Origin of the sequence: Denitromonas ohlonensis, from assembly GCF_007625205.1 — a bacterium.
GTDB classification, from domain to species: Bacteria; Pseudomonadota; Gammaproteobacteria; order Burkholderiales; family Rhodocyclaceae; genus Nitrogeniibacter; species Nitrogeniibacter ohlonensis.
The window spans coordinates 433,968-449,667 of sequence record NZ_VMNI01000007.1; the positions used below are offsets into that span (position 1 = coordinate 433,968).

General features: G+C 62.2%; 17 protein-coding genes. 11 read left to right on the forward strand and 6 right to left on the reverse strand.

Going from position 1 to position 15,700, the window contains the following annotated elements; genetic code table 11:
• Positions 1–59: 59 nt before the first annotated feature.
• The 11 genes from FHP89_RS09285 to iscX all read left to right on the forward strand — a co-directional run bounded on the left by FHP89_RS09285 (position 60) and on the right by iscX (position 8,311).
• Positions 60–788, forward strand: a complete 729-nt coding sequence (locus FHP89_RS09285; protein ID WP_144173481.1) for an RNA methyltransferase — start codon at positions 60–62, stop codon at positions 786–788.
• A 69-nt stretch (positions 789–857) separates the two neighbouring features.
• On the forward strand, positions 858–1,613 hold the full coding sequence (cysE, locus tag FHP89_RS09290; RefSeq protein WP_144173483.1) for a serine O-acetyltransferase: 756 nt from the start codon (positions 858–860) through the stop codon (positions 1,611–1,613).
• 85 nt (positions 1,614–1,698) lie between these two features.
• Positions 1,699–2,187 carry a Fe-S cluster assembly transcriptional regulator IscR gene (gene iscR / locus FHP89_RS09295; RefSeq protein WP_144173486.1) on the forward strand — a complete coding sequence of 163 codons (489 nt, stop codon included), beginning with the start codon at positions 1,699–1,701 and terminating at the stop codon, positions 2,185–2,187.
• Positions 2,188–2,198: 11 nt separating this feature from the next.
• Positions 2,199–3,347, forward strand: a complete 1,149-nt coding sequence (locus FHP89_RS09300; RefSeq protein ID WP_144173488.1) for a cysteine desulfurase family protein — start codon at positions 2,199–2,201, stop codon at positions 3,345–3,347.
• A 47-nt stretch (positions 3,348–3,394) separates the two neighbouring features.
• Positions 3,395–4,606: an IscS subfamily cysteine desulfurase gene (locus tag FHP89_RS09305; RefSeq protein WP_144173491.1), complete on the forward strand. Its 1,212-nt coding sequence runs from the start codon at positions 3,395–3,397 to the stop codon at positions 4,604–4,606.
• 19 nt (positions 4,607–4,625) lie between these two features.
• Positions 4,626–5,018, forward strand: a complete 393-nt coding sequence (gene iscU / locus FHP89_RS09310; RefSeq protein WP_144173493.1) for a Fe-S cluster assembly scaffold IscU — start codon at positions 4,626–4,628, stop codon at positions 5,016–5,018.
• 11 nt (positions 5,019–5,029) lie between these two features.
• Positions 5,030–5,353 carry an iron-sulfur cluster assembly protein IscA gene (gene iscA / locus FHP89_RS09315; RefSeq protein WP_144173495.1) on the forward strand — a complete coding sequence of 108 codons (324 nt, stop codon included), beginning with the start codon at positions 5,030–5,032 and terminating at the stop codon, positions 5,351–5,353.
• 22 nt (positions 5,354–5,375) lie between these two features.
• The gene (gene hscB / locus FHP89_RS09320; RefSeq protein ID WP_144173497.1) at positions 5,376–5,906 is read left to right on the forward strand and encodes a Fe-S protein assembly co-chaperone HscB; all 531 of its coding nucleotides are present in this window, start codon (positions 5,376–5,378) and stop codon (positions 5,904–5,906) included.
• Entirely contained in the window at positions 5,906–7,774 is a 1,869-nt protein-coding gene (hscA, locus tag FHP89_RS09325) for a Fe-S protein assembly chaperone HscA (protein WP_144173499.1), read from the forward strand. Before hscB ends, hscA begins: the two co-directional genes overlap by 1 nt.
• A 1-nt stretch (position 7,775) precedes the next feature.
• Positions 7,776–8,120 (forward strand): ISC system 2Fe-2S type ferredoxin, encoded by a 345-nt coding sequence (gene fdx, locus FHP89_RS09330; RefSeq protein WP_144173501.1) that lies wholly within the window; start codon positions 7,776–7,778, stop codon positions 8,118–8,120.
• A complete protein-coding gene (iscX, locus tag FHP89_RS09335; protein WP_144173503.1) occupies positions 8,117–8,311 on the forward strand; it encodes a Fe-S cluster assembly protein IscX in 195 nt (64 codons plus the stop codon). The genes fdx and iscX overlap by 4 nt, the downstream gene beginning before the upstream one ends.
• Before the next feature lie 19 nt (positions 8,312–8,330).
• On the opposite strand, the gene FHP89_RS09340 is transcribed toward iscX, so the two are convergent.
• The 6 genes from FHP89_RS09340 to dapD all read right to left on the reverse strand — a co-directional run bounded on the left by FHP89_RS09340 (position 8,331) and on the right by dapD (position 15,675).
• Entirely contained in the window at positions 8,331–8,789 is a 459-nt protein-coding gene (locus tag FHP89_RS09340) for a response regulator (protein WP_144173505.1), read from the reverse strand.
• Between the two features lie 26 nt (positions 8,790–8,815).
• Positions 8,816–11,416: a PAS domain-containing protein gene (locus tag FHP89_RS09345; RefSeq protein ID WP_144173507.1), complete on the reverse strand. Its 2,601-nt coding sequence runs from the start codon at positions 11,414–11,416 to the stop codon at positions 8,816–8,818.
• 77 nt (positions 11,417–11,493) lie between these two features.
• A complete protein-coding gene (prmB, locus tag FHP89_RS09350; RefSeq protein WP_144173509.1) occupies positions 11,494–12,426 on the reverse strand; it encodes a 50S ribosomal protein L3 N(5)-glutamine methyltransferase in 933 nt (310 codons plus the stop codon).
• Complete coding sequence (gene dapE, locus FHP89_RS09355; RefSeq protein ID WP_144173511.1) at positions 12,423–13,574, reverse strand: succinyl-diaminopimelate desuccinylase; 1,152 nt, start codon at positions 13,572–13,574, stop codon at positions 12,423–12,425. Before dapE ends, prmB begins: the two co-directional genes overlap by 4 nt.
• A 30-nt stretch (positions 13,575–13,604) precedes the next feature.
• The gene (locus FHP89_RS09360; RefSeq protein ID WP_144173513.1) at positions 13,605–14,786 is read right to left on the reverse strand and encodes a PilT/PilU family type 4a pilus ATPase; all 1,182 of its coding nucleotides are present in this window, start codon (positions 14,784–14,786) and stop codon (positions 13,605–13,607) included.
• A 67-nt stretch (positions 14,787–14,853) separates the two neighbouring features.
• The gene (gene dapD, locus FHP89_RS09365; protein ID WP_144173515.1) at positions 14,854–15,675 is read right to left on the reverse strand and encodes a 2,3,4,5-tetrahydropyridine-2,6-dicarboxylate N-succinyltransferase; all 822 of its coding nucleotides are present in this window, start codon (positions 15,673–15,675) and stop codon (positions 14,854–14,856) included.
• Between the last annotated feature and the right edge of the window lie 25 nt (positions 15,676–15,700).

Sequence of the window (15,700 nt, forward strand, 5' to 3'; positions counted from 1 at the left end):
ACAGTCCGTTGAACAGGCATGTGCCCGTTCGCAAAAATTGAAAAACCACAAATTCTAGTATGAATGAAGCCAGTCTGCTTGACCGTGTGCGTATTGTGCTCACACGCACCAGCCATCCCGGCAACATCGGGGGGGCTGCACGCGCCATGAAAACCATGGGTTTGTCCCGCCTTGTGCTGGTCAGCCCCCATGTTTTTCCGAGCGAGATTGCTACCGCGCGCGCTTCGGGCGCCAACGATGTGCTGGAGAACGCCCAGATCGTCGGCTCGCTCGAAGAGGCCTTGTCGGGCACGGTGTTCAGCGCCGCCATGACAGCGCGACGGCGGGAGCTGTCGCTGCCCATGCAATGGTCGCGCGAGGCGGTCGGCACGGTGACCCGTTACGCCGCGCAAGGCGATGTGGCCTTGGTGTTTGGCAACGAGTCCAGCGGCATGACCAACGAAGAACTGGCCTTGTGCCACCTGCCGGTGATGATCCCGGCCAATGCCGAGTACAGCTCTCTCAACCTGGCCGCTGCGGTGCAGATCCTGTGCTACGAGATGCGGATGGCCTGCCTGGCGCGACCCGACGCGCCGGATGGCGCCGGCGTGTCGGCAGAATTCGATGAGGTGGAAGGTTTTTACGGCCACCTTGAGCAGGCCATGATCGAGAGCGGATTTCACGATCCGGCCAATCCACGAAAGCTGATGCCGCGGCTGCGTCGCCTGTTCGGCCGGGTGCGGCTGGAGAAGGAAGAGGTCGGGATTCTGCGCGGTATCCTCAGTGCGCTTCAGCGTAAAGTCGATTAAAATAGTCGGACTTTTTTGGGCGCTCGCCAAGGTGGGCGCCTTTCGTTTGCCAAATCTTTGGAGGGGCGCATGTTCAGTCGCTTGCGGGAAGATATCAACAGTGTCATGAGCCGTGACCCCGCGTCACGCTCAGCGCTCGAGGTGCTGACCTGTTATCCCGGCGTGCATGCCCTGATGTTCCATCGTCTCGCTCACGCAGCGTGGACCCGAAAGCTCTACTGGCTTGGCCGCTTTATCAGCCATATCAGCCGCTGGCTGACCGGTATCGAGATTCATCCGGGGGCGGTGATCGGTCGGCGCGTGTTTATTGATCACGGCATGGGTGTGGTGATCGGTGAAACAGCGGAGCTCGGCGACGATTGCACTATTTATCAAGGCGTCACGCTGGGCGGCACCTCGCTATATCGCGGTGCCAAGCGGCATCCCACGCTCGGCAAGGGTGTGGTGATTGGCGCGGGCGCACAAGTGCTCGGCGGTTTTACCGTGGGCGACGGCGCCAAGGTGGGCTCCAACGCGGTGGTGGTCAAGCCGGTGCCCGAAGGGGCGACCGCGGTCGGCAACCCGGCGCGGATCATCGACCGTGAGCGCGATGACGCGCGTGAGCAGAAGGCCGAAGCCATGGGCTTTTCGGCCTACGGTGTGACGCGCGATATGGACGATCCGATGGCCAAGGCAATCCATGGTCTGCTCGATCACGCCGTCGAAACGGATCGGCGTCTGGCGCTCATGATTCAACGTCTTGAAGCCGCCGGCGTGCCCGTCAATGGTGATGGTGAATCGGCTGACAGCTTCGATGCGGAGCGCCTGGGCAAGATGGTCGATTAGGGCGGGGGGTAATAGTTGATCGAAGTAGTCGGGTACTGTATTGTCGACTAGATAATTCAGGTATTCGAGCTGCGAGGGCATTGCAATGAGACTGACGACCAAAGGCCGGTTCGCCGTGACCGCAATGATCGACTTGGCGTTGCGCCAGGACGGCGGGCCCGTAACGCTCGCAGGCATCGCTGAGCGACAGAGTATTTCGCTGTCTTATCTCGAGCAGCTTTTTGGCAAATTGCGCCGCCACAACCTGGTGTCCAGCGTGCGTGGCCCCGGTGGCGGGTATTGCCTCGCCAAGCCGATGGCGGAATTGACGGTGGCGAACATCATTGTCGCCGTCGATGAGCCGCTGGACGCGACGCAGTGTGGCGGCAAGCAAAATTGCCACGACGAACACCGCTGCATGACCCACGACCTGTGGACCAACCTCAACCGCCGCATGTTCGATTACCTCGACTCGGTCAGCCTGCAGTGTCTGGTGACCGCGCATCAGGCGCGCGAAGCGGCCAACCGCAGTGAAGAGAAAGTGATGGTGCTCAAGCGTCCCCGGGTGAGCGACAACGAATCGGTGTCGATCTGAGTTTGCAGACCATGTTTGCCCCGGTGTACTTCGATCACAACGCGACGACGCCGCTCGACCCGCAGGTGCGCGAAGCCATGTTGCCGTATCTTGGCGAGCGCTTCGGAAACGCGTCGAGTCGTCATGAATACGGTCGCCATGCGCGCGCAGCGATTGATACCGCGCGTGCACAAGTGGCCGCTGCGCTGGGTGCACATCCGACCGAGGTAATCTTCACCAGTGGCGGATCGGAGGCGAACAACCTGTTCCTCAAGGGCGCGGCCGCCATGCTGAAGCCGGGCCGCGTGGCCGTGAGCGCGATCGAGCATCCGTGCGTGCGGGAGTCGGCGCGCCGGTTGGTGAAGCAGGGTTGGACGTTTGATGAAATGGGTGTCGATGCGCAAGGCGTGATCGACATGGCCGATTTCACCGAAAAGCTGTCGGCGCGTCCGCAGTTGGTGTCGGTCATGCTGGCGAACAATGAAACCGGCGTGCTTCAGGATATTGCGTCCCTGGCCGCGATGGCGAGGGCGCAGGGTGCTCGCTTTCATACCGACGCCGTGCAGGCGCTGGGTAAGGTGGCGGTCGATTTTCGGGCGCTGGGCGTGAATGCGCTGACCGTGTCGGCGCACAAGATTTATGGCCCGATCGGTGTCGGTGCGCTGGTTGTCGACAAGCGTGTTGAGCTCGCGCCGCTGATCGATGGCGGTGGCCAGGAGCGTGGATTACGCTCCGGAACCGAAAACCTTGCTGCAATTGTGGGTTTTGGTCTGGCCTGTGAACTGGCAGAATCACGCCGCGTAGATGACGCAACGCACGCGGCACAGCTCAAGGCCGCACTTGAAGAAGGGCTTGGCAGCCTGGGCGCAACGGTGTTTTCCGCGGATGCGACGCGTTTGTCGGGCACCAGCTTTTTTGCTTTTTCAGGTGTCGATGGCGAGACGCTGGTCGGCAAGCTGGATCGGGCGGGGTTTGCGTGCGCGAGCGGTTCGGCGTGCTCCAGCGCAAATCCGGAGCCGTCGAAAACCTTGCTGGCGATGGGTGTGGCGCCCGAGATGGCGCGTGGCGCGATTCGCGTCAGCGTGGGCCGGGCGACAACACTGGACGAGGTGAACCGCTTTGTTGGCGCCTTGTCGAATGAATTGAATACCTTGCGTGGCCTGACGGCCATGGCGAGCTGACTGAACAGAAAACGAGTGGGCTGCGATGGCCCGGACGGAGAGAGTGCATGTTGAAGTTCCCGATTTATCTCGATTATTCGGCGACCACGCCGATCGACCCGCGTGTGGTCGAGGCGATGATCCCGTATCTGAGCGAGCATTTTGGCAACCCCGCGAGCCGCTCCCACGCCTATGGCTGGGAAGCTGAAAAGGCGGTCGAACTGGCGCGTGCCGACGTGGCGGCGCTGGTCAATGCCGACCCGAAAGAAATCGTGTGGACCTCCGGCGCAACGGAATCCGATAATCTGGCGATCAAGGGTGCGGCCCAGTTCTACCAGAGCAAGGGTAAGCACATCATCACGCTCAAGACCGAGCACAAGGCGGTGCTGGATACCTGCCGTGAGCTCGAGCGCCAGGGCTTTGAGGTGACCTATCTGGATGTGCAGGAAGACGGTCTGCTGAACCTGGATGCGTTCCGCGCCGCCTTGCGCGACGACACCACGGTGGTGTCGGTGATGATGGTCAACAACGAAGTCGGTGTGGTTCAGCCCATCGAAGAGATTGGTGAGATCTGCCGCGAGCGCGGCATCATCTTCCATGTGGATGCCGCCCAGGCCACCGGTAAAGTCGAGATCGATCTGCAGAAGCTGAAGGTCGATCTGATGTCCTTCTCGGCGCACAAGACCTATGGCCCGAAAGGCATCGGCGCGTTGTATGTGCGTCGCAAGCCGCGGGTTCGCCTGATTGCGCAGATGCATGGCGGCGGCCATGAGCGGGGCATGCGCTCGGGCACGCTGGCAGCGCACCAGATCGTCGGCATGGGCGTGGCGTTCCGCCTGGCGCGCGAAGAGATGGCGACCGAGAACGAACGTATCGGTCTGCTGCGCGACAAACTCATGAACGGCCTGACCGACATTGAAGCCACTTACGTGAACGGCGACATCGCCAAGCGCGTGCCGCACAATCTGAACATCTCCTTCGCCTATGTCGAAGGGGAGTCCTTGATCATGGCGATCAAGGAAGTGGCGGTGTCGAGTGGCTCGGCCTGTACTTCGGCCAGCCTGGAGCCCTCATACGTGTTGCGTGCGCTGGGTCGGAACGATGAGCTGGCGCACAGCTCGATCCGCTTCTCGATCGGGCGCTTCACGACAGAAGAAGAAGTGGATTTCACCATTGACCTGTTGCATCGGAAGATCAGCAAACTGCGTGAATTGTCGCCCCTGTGGGAGATGGTGCAGGACGGGGTGGATCTGAATACCGTGCAGTGGGCGGCCCACTGAGCTGACAGGAGAATAGAACATGGCTTATAGCGAAAAAGTGCTGGATCACTACGAAAACCCCCGCAACGTCGGCGCCTTTGGCAAAGACGAGGCTGGCGTGGGCACCGGCATGGTCGGCGCGCCGGCCTGTGGCGACGTGATGAAGCTGCAGATCAAGGTCAATGGCCAGGGCGTGATTGAAGACGCCAAGTTCAAGACTTATGGTTGTGGCTCGGCCATTGCGTCCAGCTCGCTGGTGACCGAATGGGTCAAGGGCAAGTCCCTCGACGAGGCCCTGGATATCAAGAACACGGCAATTGCCGAAGAGCTGGCACTGCCGCCGGTCAAAATTCACTGCTCAATCCTGGCTGAAGATGCGATCAAGGCCGCTGTGGCGGACTATCGCAAGCACCAGGAAGCAAAAGGCGAATAAGGAGTCGGTCGATGGCAATCACTCTGTCTGAGCGCGCAGCGGATCATGTGGCGCGCTTTATCGAAAAACGTGGCAAGGGCGTCGGTATCCGCCTGGGCGTCAAAACCTCGGGTTGTTCCGGCATGGCGTACAAGCTCGAATTCGCCGACGAGGCCGCGCCTGAAGACATCATTTTCGAATGTCGCGGGGTGAAGGTGCTGGTCGACCCGAAGAGCCTGCCGTACATGGACGGCACCGAGCTCGACTTCGTACGTGAAGGTCTCAATGAGGGGTTCAAGTTCAAGAACCCCAACGTCAAGGACGAGTGCGGGTGCGGCGAGAGCTTTAATGTCTGATTTTTGCTGAGGCGTCTGATTTATGGATCTTCAGCAAGACTATTTCTCGCTGTTTGGTTTGCCGCAAGGCTTCGATATCGACAAGGACCGCCTGGAGCAGGCGTATCGCGACTGCCAGGCACAGGTGCATCCTGATCGCCACGCCCACCGCTCGGACGCTGAAAAGCGCGTTTCGATGCAGTGGGCGACGCACGTCAACGAAGCCTACCGAACGCTGCGCAAGCCGCTGCTGCGCGCGCGCTACATGTTGTCGCTACGTGGCGTAGACGCCGGCATCGAGACCAACACCGCGATGGCGCCCGCCTTCCTGATGGAGCAGATGGAATGGCGCGAGGGCGTTGAAGAAGCCCGCGAGGGCGGCGATGTGAGCGACCTTGAACACATGCGCCAGCGTCTCGACCTGCATGAGCGTGAGCTTCATCAGAATTTGTCGGGCCAACTCGCCGAGGGTGTGACCGATGGCGAACTGGCGGCCGATACCGTACGCCGCCTGATGTTCATCGAAAAACTCCAGATAGAAATCGACGATGCGCTCGAAGCGCTGGAAGACTGATGGCTTTGCTACAACTGCAAGAACCCGGCGAATCGACCGCACCGCATGAGCATCGTCTCGCGGTCGGTATCGACCTGGGCACGACCAATTCGCTGGTCGCCTCGGTGCGCAACGGGATCTCCGTCTGCCTGAATGACGCCGACGGTCGTTCGATGCTGCCCTCGGTGGTGCATTACCCGCGCGCCGGCACGACGCTGGTGGGACGCGGCGCACAGGCGTTTCAGGTGGATGATCCGCGCAACACGCTGGTGTCGGTCAAGCGATTCATGGGCCGTGGCGTCAAGGACGTGACCCATATCGAGTCGATGCCTTACGACTTTGTCGACACCGAAGGCATGCTGCGCTTCCGCACGGCCGCGGGCGTCAAAACGCCGGTCGAAGTCTCCGCCGAGATTCTGAAGCACTTGCGCGAGCGCGCCGAAGCCAGCCTGGGTGGTTCGCTGGTGGGCGCCGTGATCACCGTGCCAGCGTATTTCGACGACGCCCAGCGTCAGGCCACCAAGGATGCCGCGCGGCTCGCCGGTCTGAATGTGCTTCGACTGCTCAACGAGCCCACTGCCGCGGCGGTGGCCTACGGCCTCGAGAACGCCTCAGAAGGCGTTTACGCCATCTACGATCTGGGCGGCGGCACCTTCGATATCTCGATTCTCAAGCTCTCGCGCGGTGTCTTCGAGGTCATGTCGACCAATGGTGACGCCTCGCTGGGTGGCGATGATTTTGACCATCGCGTGTTCTGCTGGATTCTCGATCAGTCGGGCGTTGCGCCCGTGTCGGACAGCGATGCGCGTCGTCTTCAGGCGCTGGCTCGCCGTGCCAAGGAGCGCTTGAGCACCGAAGAAGAAGCGCAGGTTCGAGTGACATTGAGTACCGGCGACGAGGTGGACCTGACGCTCACACGCGAGACGTTTGTGGACATCACCCGCACCTTGGTCAACAAAACCCTTGCGCCGGTGCGCAAGGCCTTGCGCGATGCCGACCTGTCGGTGGATGAGATCAAGGGCGTGGTGATGGTTGGCGGGGCGACCCGCATGCTGCATCTGCAGCAGGCCGTGGGCGAGTTCTTTGGCCAGTCACCTTTGACCAACCTCGACCCCGACAAAGTGGTCGCGCTTGGCGCAGCCATGCAGGCCAACGTACTGGCAGGCAATCGCACCGCCGACGACGACTGGTTGCTGCTCGATGTGATTCCGCTGTCGCTCGGTATCGAAACCATGGGCGGCCTGGTCGAGAAGATCGTGCCGCGCAATTCGACGATCCCGATTGCCAAGGCGCAGGAATTCACCACCTTCAAGGACGGCCAGACTGCCATGGCCATTCATGTGGTGCAGGGCGAACGGGAGCTGGTGTCAAACTGCCGCTCACTCGCACGGTTTGAGCTGCGCGGCATTCCGCCCATGACGGCCGGTGCGGCACGCATTCGGGTCAGTTACCAGGTCGATGCCGATGGCTTGCTGGCCGTGACGGCCCGCGAGATGTCCTCCGGTGTCGAGGCGCAGGTGGTGGTCAAGCCATCCTACGGTCTGGCTGACGACGAGATTGCGGACATGCTCAAGGCCGGTTTTGACAACGCCGGTGAAGACGCCAAGGCGCGCGCCGTGCGCGAACTGCAAGTTGAAGGCGAGCGCCTGTTAGAAGCGGTGCAGCAGGCTTTGCTGGCCGACGGTGTCTTGCTCGACGCCGAGGAGCGCGCAGGCGTCGACGCGGCCATGGCGGCGCTGCGCCAGGCGGTGGCCGAGACCGACGCCAAGGCACTGCGCACGGCGCTTGATGGTTTGAGCCGACAGACCGACGCATTCGCGGCGCGACGCATGGACAAAAGCATTCGGACGGCGCTGGCCGGCCACAAGATCAATGAACTGAAGGTTTGAAATGACGCAGATAGTCGTGTTGCCGCATGTGGAGTTGTGCCCGGAAGGGGCTGTGCTGGAGGTGAGTCCGGGGACCACGATCTGTGACAGCCTGCTCGCCAACGGTATTGCCATCGAGCATGCCTGTGAAAAGAGCTGTGCGTGCACGACCTGTCATGTCATCGTGCGTGAGGGTTATGCCTCGCTGGAAGGCGCCGAAGAACTCGAGGACGATCTGCTCGATCGCGCCTGGGGGCTGGAGCCAACATCACGACTGGCCTGTCAGGCACTCGTTCGTGACACGCCGCTGACGGTCGAGATTCCGAAGTACACCATCAACATGGTCAGCGAGGGCAAGCACGGATGAAATGGACCGAAGTCGAAGAGATTGCCATTCAGCTATCGGACGCCCACCCCGAGGTGGACCCGACCAAGGTGAATTTTGTCGATCTGATGAACTGGGTGCTTGCGCTGCCCGAGTTCAATGACGATCCGGCTCGCTGTGGCGAACGGATTCTCGAAGGCATTCAGCAGGCCTGGATCGACGAGCTCGCCTGAGCGCGACCTCGATACCCGATCAGGCGCCGCTGCCGGGTGCCGGCTCTGAGGACTCGTTCAGCGACAGCCAATAGACGCCGAGCTGGCCCACCGCCTGAATGAAGCGTTCGAAGTCGACCGGCTTGCGGATGTAGCTGTTCGCACCCAAGCGATACGCTTCGGTGATGTCCTGCTGTTCTTTTGATGTGGTGAGTACGACCACCGGCAAGAGCGCCGTCGTCTCGTTGGCGCGGATGCGGCGCAACACTTCCAGACCGTCGATACGCGGCAACTTCAGGTCGAGCAGAATGACGGCCGGCATCGGGTTGTTCTTGTGCCCTTCGTGGCTACCCGTGCCAAAGAGGTAGTCGAGTGCCTCGACCCCATCGCGCGCAACCACGACCGGGTTGGGGATCTTGTTTTTGCTGAAGGCCCGCAAGGTAAGAGCTTCATCGTCCGGGTTGTCCTCAACGAGAAGAATAGGGCGCTCGGTAGGCATGCGTACTCCTGAACTCGGCAGGGGAATCAGCCGAGGGTAAAGAAAAAGGTGGCGCCGCGACCGACCTGGGCGTCGGCCCAGACGCGGCCGCCGTGGCGATGGATGATCCGGCTGACTGTGGCCAGTCCAATGCCGGTGCCCGGATAATCCGATTCGCGATGCAGGCGCTGAAAAGCGCAAAACAGTTTACTGGCATAGCGCATGTCAAAACCTGCGCCGTTGTCCTTGGCAAAATACACCGTCTCGCCATCTTGCTGCAAGCAACCGATCTCCAGCCTTGCGGACGGGTTCTGGCTCGTGAACTTCCATGCATTACGAATAAGATTGCTCATGGCGATACGAAGCAGGCTGCGGTCGCCATGCACCGGAAGCTCATCTGGCACGCTGAGTGAGACGCTCCGCTCCGGCTGCTCCTGCCGAAGCTCCGCTTCGATGTCGTGGACAAGGGTTGCCAGGTTGAAATCCGACCGGTGCATCTCGTCGCGTGTCACACGCGAGAGTTTGAGCAGATCGTCAATGAGCTGCTGCATGCGATGGGTGGCGCTGCGAATGCGTTGCAGGTAGCCCAGCGCGTTCGGGTCGAGTTGCGGTCGATAGTCCTCTTCGAGCATGCGCGAGAAACCGTCGATGCCCCGTAGCGGCGCGCTCAGATCGTGGGATACCGAATAGCTGAAGGATTCGAGTTCCTGGTTGGCAACGGTGAGCTCGGCGGTGCGCTCGCGTACGCGTGTTTCAAGTGCCGTATTGAGCGCCTGCACTTCACGTTCGGCAGCCAGCCGTTCGCTGATGTCGACGCCAACACCGACCAGATGGCTCACCCCTTGCAGCTCAACCCGAATGATCGTGAATACGTACGGAATGCCCGCGTCGTTCGTGGCACTCAAGCGCGCGTCAATGGTGGCGTGCTCGGTGCGCAGCGCTTGCATCAAGGCGCTCTGAAAGCTGAGCCGATCATCCGGGTGGAACAGGCTTCGGATGATGAGGTGTTCCATCTGCTCGGCGGGGGTGCCGGTCACGTTCTCGAGGTTGTGGTTCCAGCGAAGGATGCGGCCGCTGGCTTCAAGCAGGAAAAATACGCCGGGCAGGCTCTTGACGACCGCATCGGACAGCCCGTGGGCGTCGCGCAAGGCCGCGCTGGTGGTTTTCAGGTCGGTGGTGTCGGCAAAGATCCACAAGGCGCCGGCGTCGGGCGTGTCGGGCTTGATCAAGCGCCCCGTGACATAAAACCAGCGTCGAACGCCATCGTGGCGGGCCAGCTGCATCTCGCGCGTGACTTGTGATTCGCCGGCGGCGAGTTGCAGGCTTTGCAGGCCGAGTTGCGCCAGGGACTCACCAGAGACGGATTCGCCTGATGGCGCAAACCATTCAAGAAAACGTTGATTGGCGTTGGCAATGCGCTGGTTTTCGACGAACACGATGCCGACTGGCACGTTGTCCAGAATCGCCTGCTTCTCGGTCAACAGCGCGCGAATGCTCTCCTGCGCCTGGCGTTGCTCGGTGATGTCGCTGCTTGCGCCAGCGAAGCGGACGACGTCGCCCGCGTCATCCCACACCGCTTCGCCGCGGTGGCGGAACCAGCGATAGCTGCCGTCCTTGTGGCGGAGCCGGCACGCTACGTCATAGGGGTCGCGCGTTGTGAAGTGCGATGTTACGGCCGCTTCGATGCGCTCGCGATCGTCGGGGTGAATCAGCGCGAGGAAGCTGTCGCGCTGGTTGGGCAGTTCGTCGTCGCGATAGCCAAGGAGCTGCTTGTAGCGCGGCGACATGTAGTAGCGCTCGAGTCGCAGGTTCCAATCCCAGATGCCGTCGGACGAGCCGCGGATGGCGTAGTAGAGGCGCTCTTCGCTTTCCCGTCGGGCCGCTTCGGATTGTTTTTGCGCCTGGATGTCGGTGATCGAGCCGGCGTAGCGGTCGGCTTTGCCTTCCTTGTTCCAGCGTGCCTGTCCGCGTCCGCGAAACCAGCGGTAGTTGCCGTCGCGACAGCGCAGCCGATAGGACTCGTCAAACGGACTCTTGTGTTCGAGGTGGGCGTATTGCGCCGAGAGCACGCGCTCCCGGTCGTCGGGGTGCAAGGCGGTCGAGAAGAAGAAGCCGCGTCGAAATTCGGCTTCGTCGGTGTAACCGAGCAATTTGCGGAAACGGGGTGAAAAGTACACCTCGTTGGCCAGCAGGTCCCAGTCCCAGATGCCGTCCGAGGTGCCTTCAATGACCAGTGACAGGCGGGCATCCTTGCCACGCATGCGTTTGAATTGATAGGCCAGTTGCTCGGCCATCTGATCAAAACTGCGGCCGAGCTCGCCGATTTCGTCCGGGGCATCGTCCTGGATGCGGACCTTGAGCTGTCCTTTGGCGAATCGCTTTCCGGCTTCGCGAAGGCGTTGGAGGCGGCGGATGAGTGGCGTGGTGGCGAGTGCGACGATCAGTCCGGACAGGACGACGGCAATCCCGCCGACGAGCAGCATGCGTTGCCAATAGCTATCGTAGTCGGCCGGCGTCCCGGTGGCGTCGGGGGTGAGCCATTGCCAGCTCGCCAGCGCGATGCCGAGGATCGTCAGGCACTGGACGGTGATGACCAGCCCGATCAAGGCGACGCGCAAGCGGGTCGGTGCAAACCGTCGCGGGTTCATCAGCGCAACACCATCTCGGCGGCGGGTCTCGCCTTCATCTCAAATCCGTCGGGCAGTGGGCTGTTTTCTCCAGGGGCTCACGGCAGTTCATCTTCGCGCAGCATGAAGATCATGTCTTCGGCGTGATCGTCGGACAGCCAGGTCAGCGGAAGATCGGGAAACGCCGCTTCGACCAGATGACGGTTGTGGCCGACCTCAACCATCAGCAGAGCGCCGGGATTCAGGTGCGCGCGCGCCTGTGCGATCAGCGAACGCACCACATCGAGGCCATCGTCGCCGGCGGCCAGCGCCATTTCGGGCTCGTGCAGGTATTCCGCAGGCAGGGCGGCCATCGCTTCGGCGGTGACATAGGGCGGGTTGCTGAGGATCAGGTCGTAGCGCTGTCCGGCCAGCGGGGCGAGCGCGTCGCCCTGGTGCAGATGCACCTGCGCTTCAAGTCCGTAATCCGCGACGTTGTCGGTGGCCACGGCCAGGGCATCGGCGGAGAGGTCAACCGCGTCGACCTCGGCGTTCGGGAAGGTGTGCGCCATCATGATCGCCAGGCAACCGGAGCCGGTACAGACGTCGGCCACGCGGGTGACGGCGTCGGGGTCGTCGATCCACGGTGACAGACCGTCGGCGAGCAGGGCGGCGAAGTAGGAGCGCGGCACGATGACCCGCGGGTCGACCTTGAAGCGGTAGCCGGCCAGCCAGGCTTCGCCGGTCAGGTAGGCGGCCGGCATGCGCGATTCGACGCGACGGTCGATGACCTCGAGCAGCGTTTCACGTTCGTCGAGCGGAATGCAGGCGTCCATGAAGGGCTCGAGCCGGTCGAGCGGCAAGGCCAGGGTGTGCAGCATGAGATAAACCGCTTCGTCCCAGGCGTTGTCGGTGCCGTGGCCGAAAAACAGTTGCGCCCGGTTGAAGCGGGTCACGGCGTAACGCAGCCAGTCGCGCAGGGTGACCAGCTCGACCAGCGGGCCGCTGTGGTCATGGTCTTCGTGGTCGTGATCGTGTTCGTCGTGGCTCATCGGGTCGGCGTCAGTAGCAGGTTTTCAAGGCAGCGGGCATAGACCGCAGAGAGCGGATCGATGGCATCGAGGGCGATGCATTCATCGATCTTGTGAATGGTGGCGTTGACCGGGCCGAACTCGACGACCTGATCGCAGATGCGGGCGATGAAGCGCCCGTCCGAGGTGCCGCCGGTGGTCGAGATTTCAGCCGCAATGCCGCATTCGGTCTGGATGGCGCGGGTGACCGCGTCCACCAGGGTGCCGCGCGGGGTGAGGTAGGTCTGGCCGGAGAGGTTCCAGTCGAGGCTGTATTCGAGGCCGTGCTTGTCGAGGATGTCGTGCACGCGTTGCTTGAGGCCGCCATCGGTGGAGGCCGACGAAAAGCGGAAATTGAAGCGCACTTCCATCGTGCCGGGGATGACGTTGCTCGCCCCGGTGCCGCCGGCGATGTTGGAGATCTGCCAGCTGGTGGGCGGAAAGTATTCGTTGCCAGCGTCCCATTCGGTGGCGGCGAGTTCGGTCAGCGCGGGCACGGCCTGGTGGATCGGGTTGCGGGCCAGATGCGGGTAGGCGATGTGGCCCTGGATGCCCTTGACCACCAGCTTGCCCGACAGGCTGCCACGACGGCCGTTCTTGATCATGTCGCCAAGGCGCTCGACCGAGGTCGGCTCGCCGACGATGCAGTAGTCGATGCGCTCGCCGCGTGCTTCGAAAGCCTGAACGACGGCAACGGTGCCATCGGTCGCGTCGCCTTCTTCGTCTGAGGTGAGCAACAAGGCGATGCGGCCGGGGTGGTCAGGGTGCGCGTCGACGAAGCGTTCGATGGCGGTCACGAAGGCGGCCAGCGAGGCTTTCATGTCGGCGGCACCGCGGCCGTACAGATAGCCGTCGCGTTCGGTCGGGATGAACGGGTCGGACGCCCAGCGCTCGACCGGGCCGGTGGGTACCACATCGGTATGGCCGGCGAAACACAGCACCGGGCCGCTGCTGCCGCGGTGCGCCCACAGGTTGCAGACGCCGTTGCGGTCGATGCGCTCCAGGGTGAAGCCGAGCGGCGCCAGGCGCGAGGCGATGAGGTCGAGGCAGCCGGCGTCTTCCGGCGTGACCGAACGGCGGCCGATCAGCTCGCGGGTCAGCGCGAGGGTGGGGGAGTCAGGTGAGGTCATGAAATCCGGTTTGAGTGACGGCGGGGGTGATCAGCGATCTTCGAGATTCAGGGTGAATTCGCTGAAGGACGCACCGTCCGGTTGAGTGCTTTCGAAATCGATGATGCCGCTGTGCTGGCGTTTTTGCGGGGGCTGGTCGTTCGCGTCGGTGCTGATCTGCGAGTTGTTGATCAGCCAGGACAGATTGGTGGGCGAATCGGCGTGTGCCAGCGCTTCGTCGAGCGTGATGATCTTTTCGCGGTAGAGGCGGAACAGGTCTTGCTCGAAGGTCTGCGAGCCCGGGGCAAGCGTCTGCTCCATGGCTTCCTTGATGCTGCTGATCTCACCCCGCTCGATCAGTTCGGCCACATGGCGGGTGTTCAGCAAGAGTTCGACCGATGGCAGGCGCAGGCCGTCGGGCCGGCGCACCAGCCGCTGGGAAATGATGCATTTGAGTGCCACCGCCAGGTCGAGGTAGAGCAGCGGGCGGTTTTCCAGCGGGAAGAAGTTCACGATGCGGTTCAGCGCGTGATAGGCATTGTTGGCGTGCAGCGTGGCCAGGCAGAGGTGGCCGGTTTGCGCGTAGGCCAGCGCCGCCTGCATGGTGTCCTTGTCGCGGATTTCGCCGATCAGGATGCAGTCGGGCGCTTGGCGCATGGCGTTGCGCAGCGCTTCGTTCCAGTCGTGGGTGTCGATGCCGATTTCACGCTGATTGATGATCGATTTGCGGTGTTTGAAGAGGTATTCGATCGGGTCTTCAATGGTCAGGATGTGACCGGTCCGGTTGCGGTTCCGGTGGTCGATCATCGAGGCCATGGTGGTCGACTTGCCCGAGCCCGTGGCGCCCACGACCAGCACCAGGCCGCGTTTCTCCATGATGATGTCGGCGAGCTTTTCAGGCAGCTTGAGCGAATCGAGCGTGGGGATGTCGCCGCGGATGAAACGCACCACGATGGCCACGCTGTTGCGTTGCCAGAAGAGGTTCACCCGGAAGTTGCCCACATCACGCCGACCGAAGGAGAGGTTCATCTCCTTGTCTTTGTCGAAGCGTACCGCCTGCTCCGGCGCCATGATCTCGTCGGCCATGCGCCGGATCATCGTCGGCTCCATCATCTGCTGATTGATCGGCAGGGTTTCGCCTTCGATCTTGATGTGGATGGGGACGCCGGCGGTGATGAAGATGTCCGAAGCGTTCTTTTCGGCCATCAGGGTGAACAGCTTGTCGAGGATCATCGCATGCACTTCCTGGCGGGTTAGGCAGTCGTTCGGGGCAGGCAGCAGCCCGCCCCGGCGGTGTGAATCAGGCGCCGCGCAGCAACTCGTTGATCGCGGTCTTGGCGCGGGTTTGCGCGTCGACACGCTTGACGATCACGGCGCAGTACAGGCTGTACTTTCCGTCGGCCGAAGGCAGGCTGCCCGGCACCACCACGGCGCCAGAGGGCACACGGCCGTAGGTCACCGAGCCGGTTTCACGGTCGTAAATCTTGGTGCTTTGACCCAGATACACGCCCATCGAGAGCACAGCATTCTCTTCGATAACGACACCCTCGACGACTTCTGAACGGGCGCCGACAAAGACATTGTCCTCAATGATGACGGGGCCGGCCTGCACGGGTTCGAGCACGCCGCCGATGCCTACGCCACCCGACAGGTGCACGTTCTTGCCGATCTGCGCGCAGGAACCGACGGTGGCCCAGGTGTCGACCATGGTGCCTTCGTCCACATACGCACCGATGTTCACATAGGAGGGCATCAGCACCACGTTCTTGCCGATGAAGCTGCCCTTGCGCGCGGTGGCGGGCGGCACCACGCGGAAGCCGCCTTGCTGGAACTGCTCGGGCGTGTAATCACCGAATTTGGTGGGGACCTTGTCGTAGAAGTTGGTCGAGCCGCCCGGCATGATTCCGTTGTCGCGCAAGCGGAAGGAGATCAGCACGGCCTTCTTGACCCATTGATTGACCACCCATTGGCCGTCGACTTTCTGCGCCACGCGCAGGCTGCCGTTGTCGAGGCCGGCGATGACTTCTTCGACCGCTTCGCGGATTTCAGTCGGGGCGCTGGTGGGTGACAGGCTGGCGCGGTTGTCAAAGGCGGTGTCGATGATTTGTTGGAGTTGTTGCATGGGGAGGTGTCCCTTTGTCGATAAT

Bases quoted from the DNA above. Each gene is read 5' to 3' on its own strand.
- hscA (WP_144173499.1), top strand. From the start codon at position 5,906: ATGGCTTTGCTACAACTGCAAGAACCCGGCGAATCGACCGCACCGCAT.
- iscX (WP_144173503.1), top strand. From the start codon at position 8,117: ATGAAATGGACCGAAGTCGAAGAGATTGCCATTCAGCTATCGGACGCC.
- dapE (WP_144173511.1), bottom strand. From the start codon at position 13,574: ATGACCTCACCTGACTCCCCCACCCTCGCGCTGACCCGCGAGCTGATC.
- FHP89_RS09305 (WP_144173491.1), top strand. From the start codon at position 3,395: ATGTTGAAGTTCCCGATTTATCTCGATTATTCGGCGACCACGCCGATC.
- prmB (WP_144173509.1), bottom strand. From the start codon at position 12,426: ATGAGCCACGACGAACACGATCACGACCACGAAGACCATGACCACAGC.
- hscB (WP_144173497.1), top strand. From the start codon at position 5,376: ATGGATCTTCAGCAAGACTATTTCTCGCTGTTTGGTTTGCCGCAAGGC.
- dapD (WP_144173515.1), bottom strand. From the start codon at position 15,675: ATGCAACAACTCCAACAAATCATCGACACCGCCTTTGACAACCGCGCC.
- fdx (WP_144173501.1), top strand. From the start codon at position 7,776: ATGACGCAGATAGTCGTGTTGCCGCATGTGGAGTTGTGCCCGGAAGGG.
- FHP89_RS09360 (WP_144173513.1), bottom strand. From the start codon at position 14,786: ATGATCCTCGACAAGCTGTTCACCCTGATGGCCGAAAAGAACGCTTCG.
- iscA (WP_144173495.1), top strand. From the start codon at position 5,030: ATGGCAATCACTCTGTCTGAGCGCGCAGCGGATCATGTGGCGCGCTTT.
- cysE (WP_144173483.1), top strand. From the start codon at position 858: ATGTTCAGTCGCTTGCGGGAAGATATCAACAGTGTCATGAGCCGTGAC.
- FHP89_RS09345 (WP_144173507.1), bottom strand. From the start codon at position 11,416: ATGAACCCGCGACGGTTTGCACCGACCCGCTTGCGCGTCGCCTTGATC.
- FHP89_RS09300 (WP_144173488.1), top strand. From the start codon at position 2,199: ATGTTTGCCCCGGTGTACTTCGATCACAACGCGACGACGCCGCTCGAC.
- iscR (WP_144173486.1), top strand. From the start codon at position 1,699: ATGAGACTGACGACCAAAGGCCGGTTCGCCGTGACCGCAATGATCGAC.
- iscU (WP_144173493.1), top strand. From the start codon at position 4,626: ATGGCTTATAGCGAAAAAGTGCTGGATCACTACGAAAACCCCCGCAAC.
- FHP89_RS09340 (WP_144173505.1), bottom strand. From the start codon at position 8,789: ATGCCTACCGAGCGCCCTATTCTTCTCGTTGAGGACAACCCGGACGAT.
- FHP89_RS09285 (WP_144173481.1), top strand. From the start codon at position 60: ATGAATGAAGCCAGTCTGCTTGACCGTGTGCGTATTGTGCTCACACGC.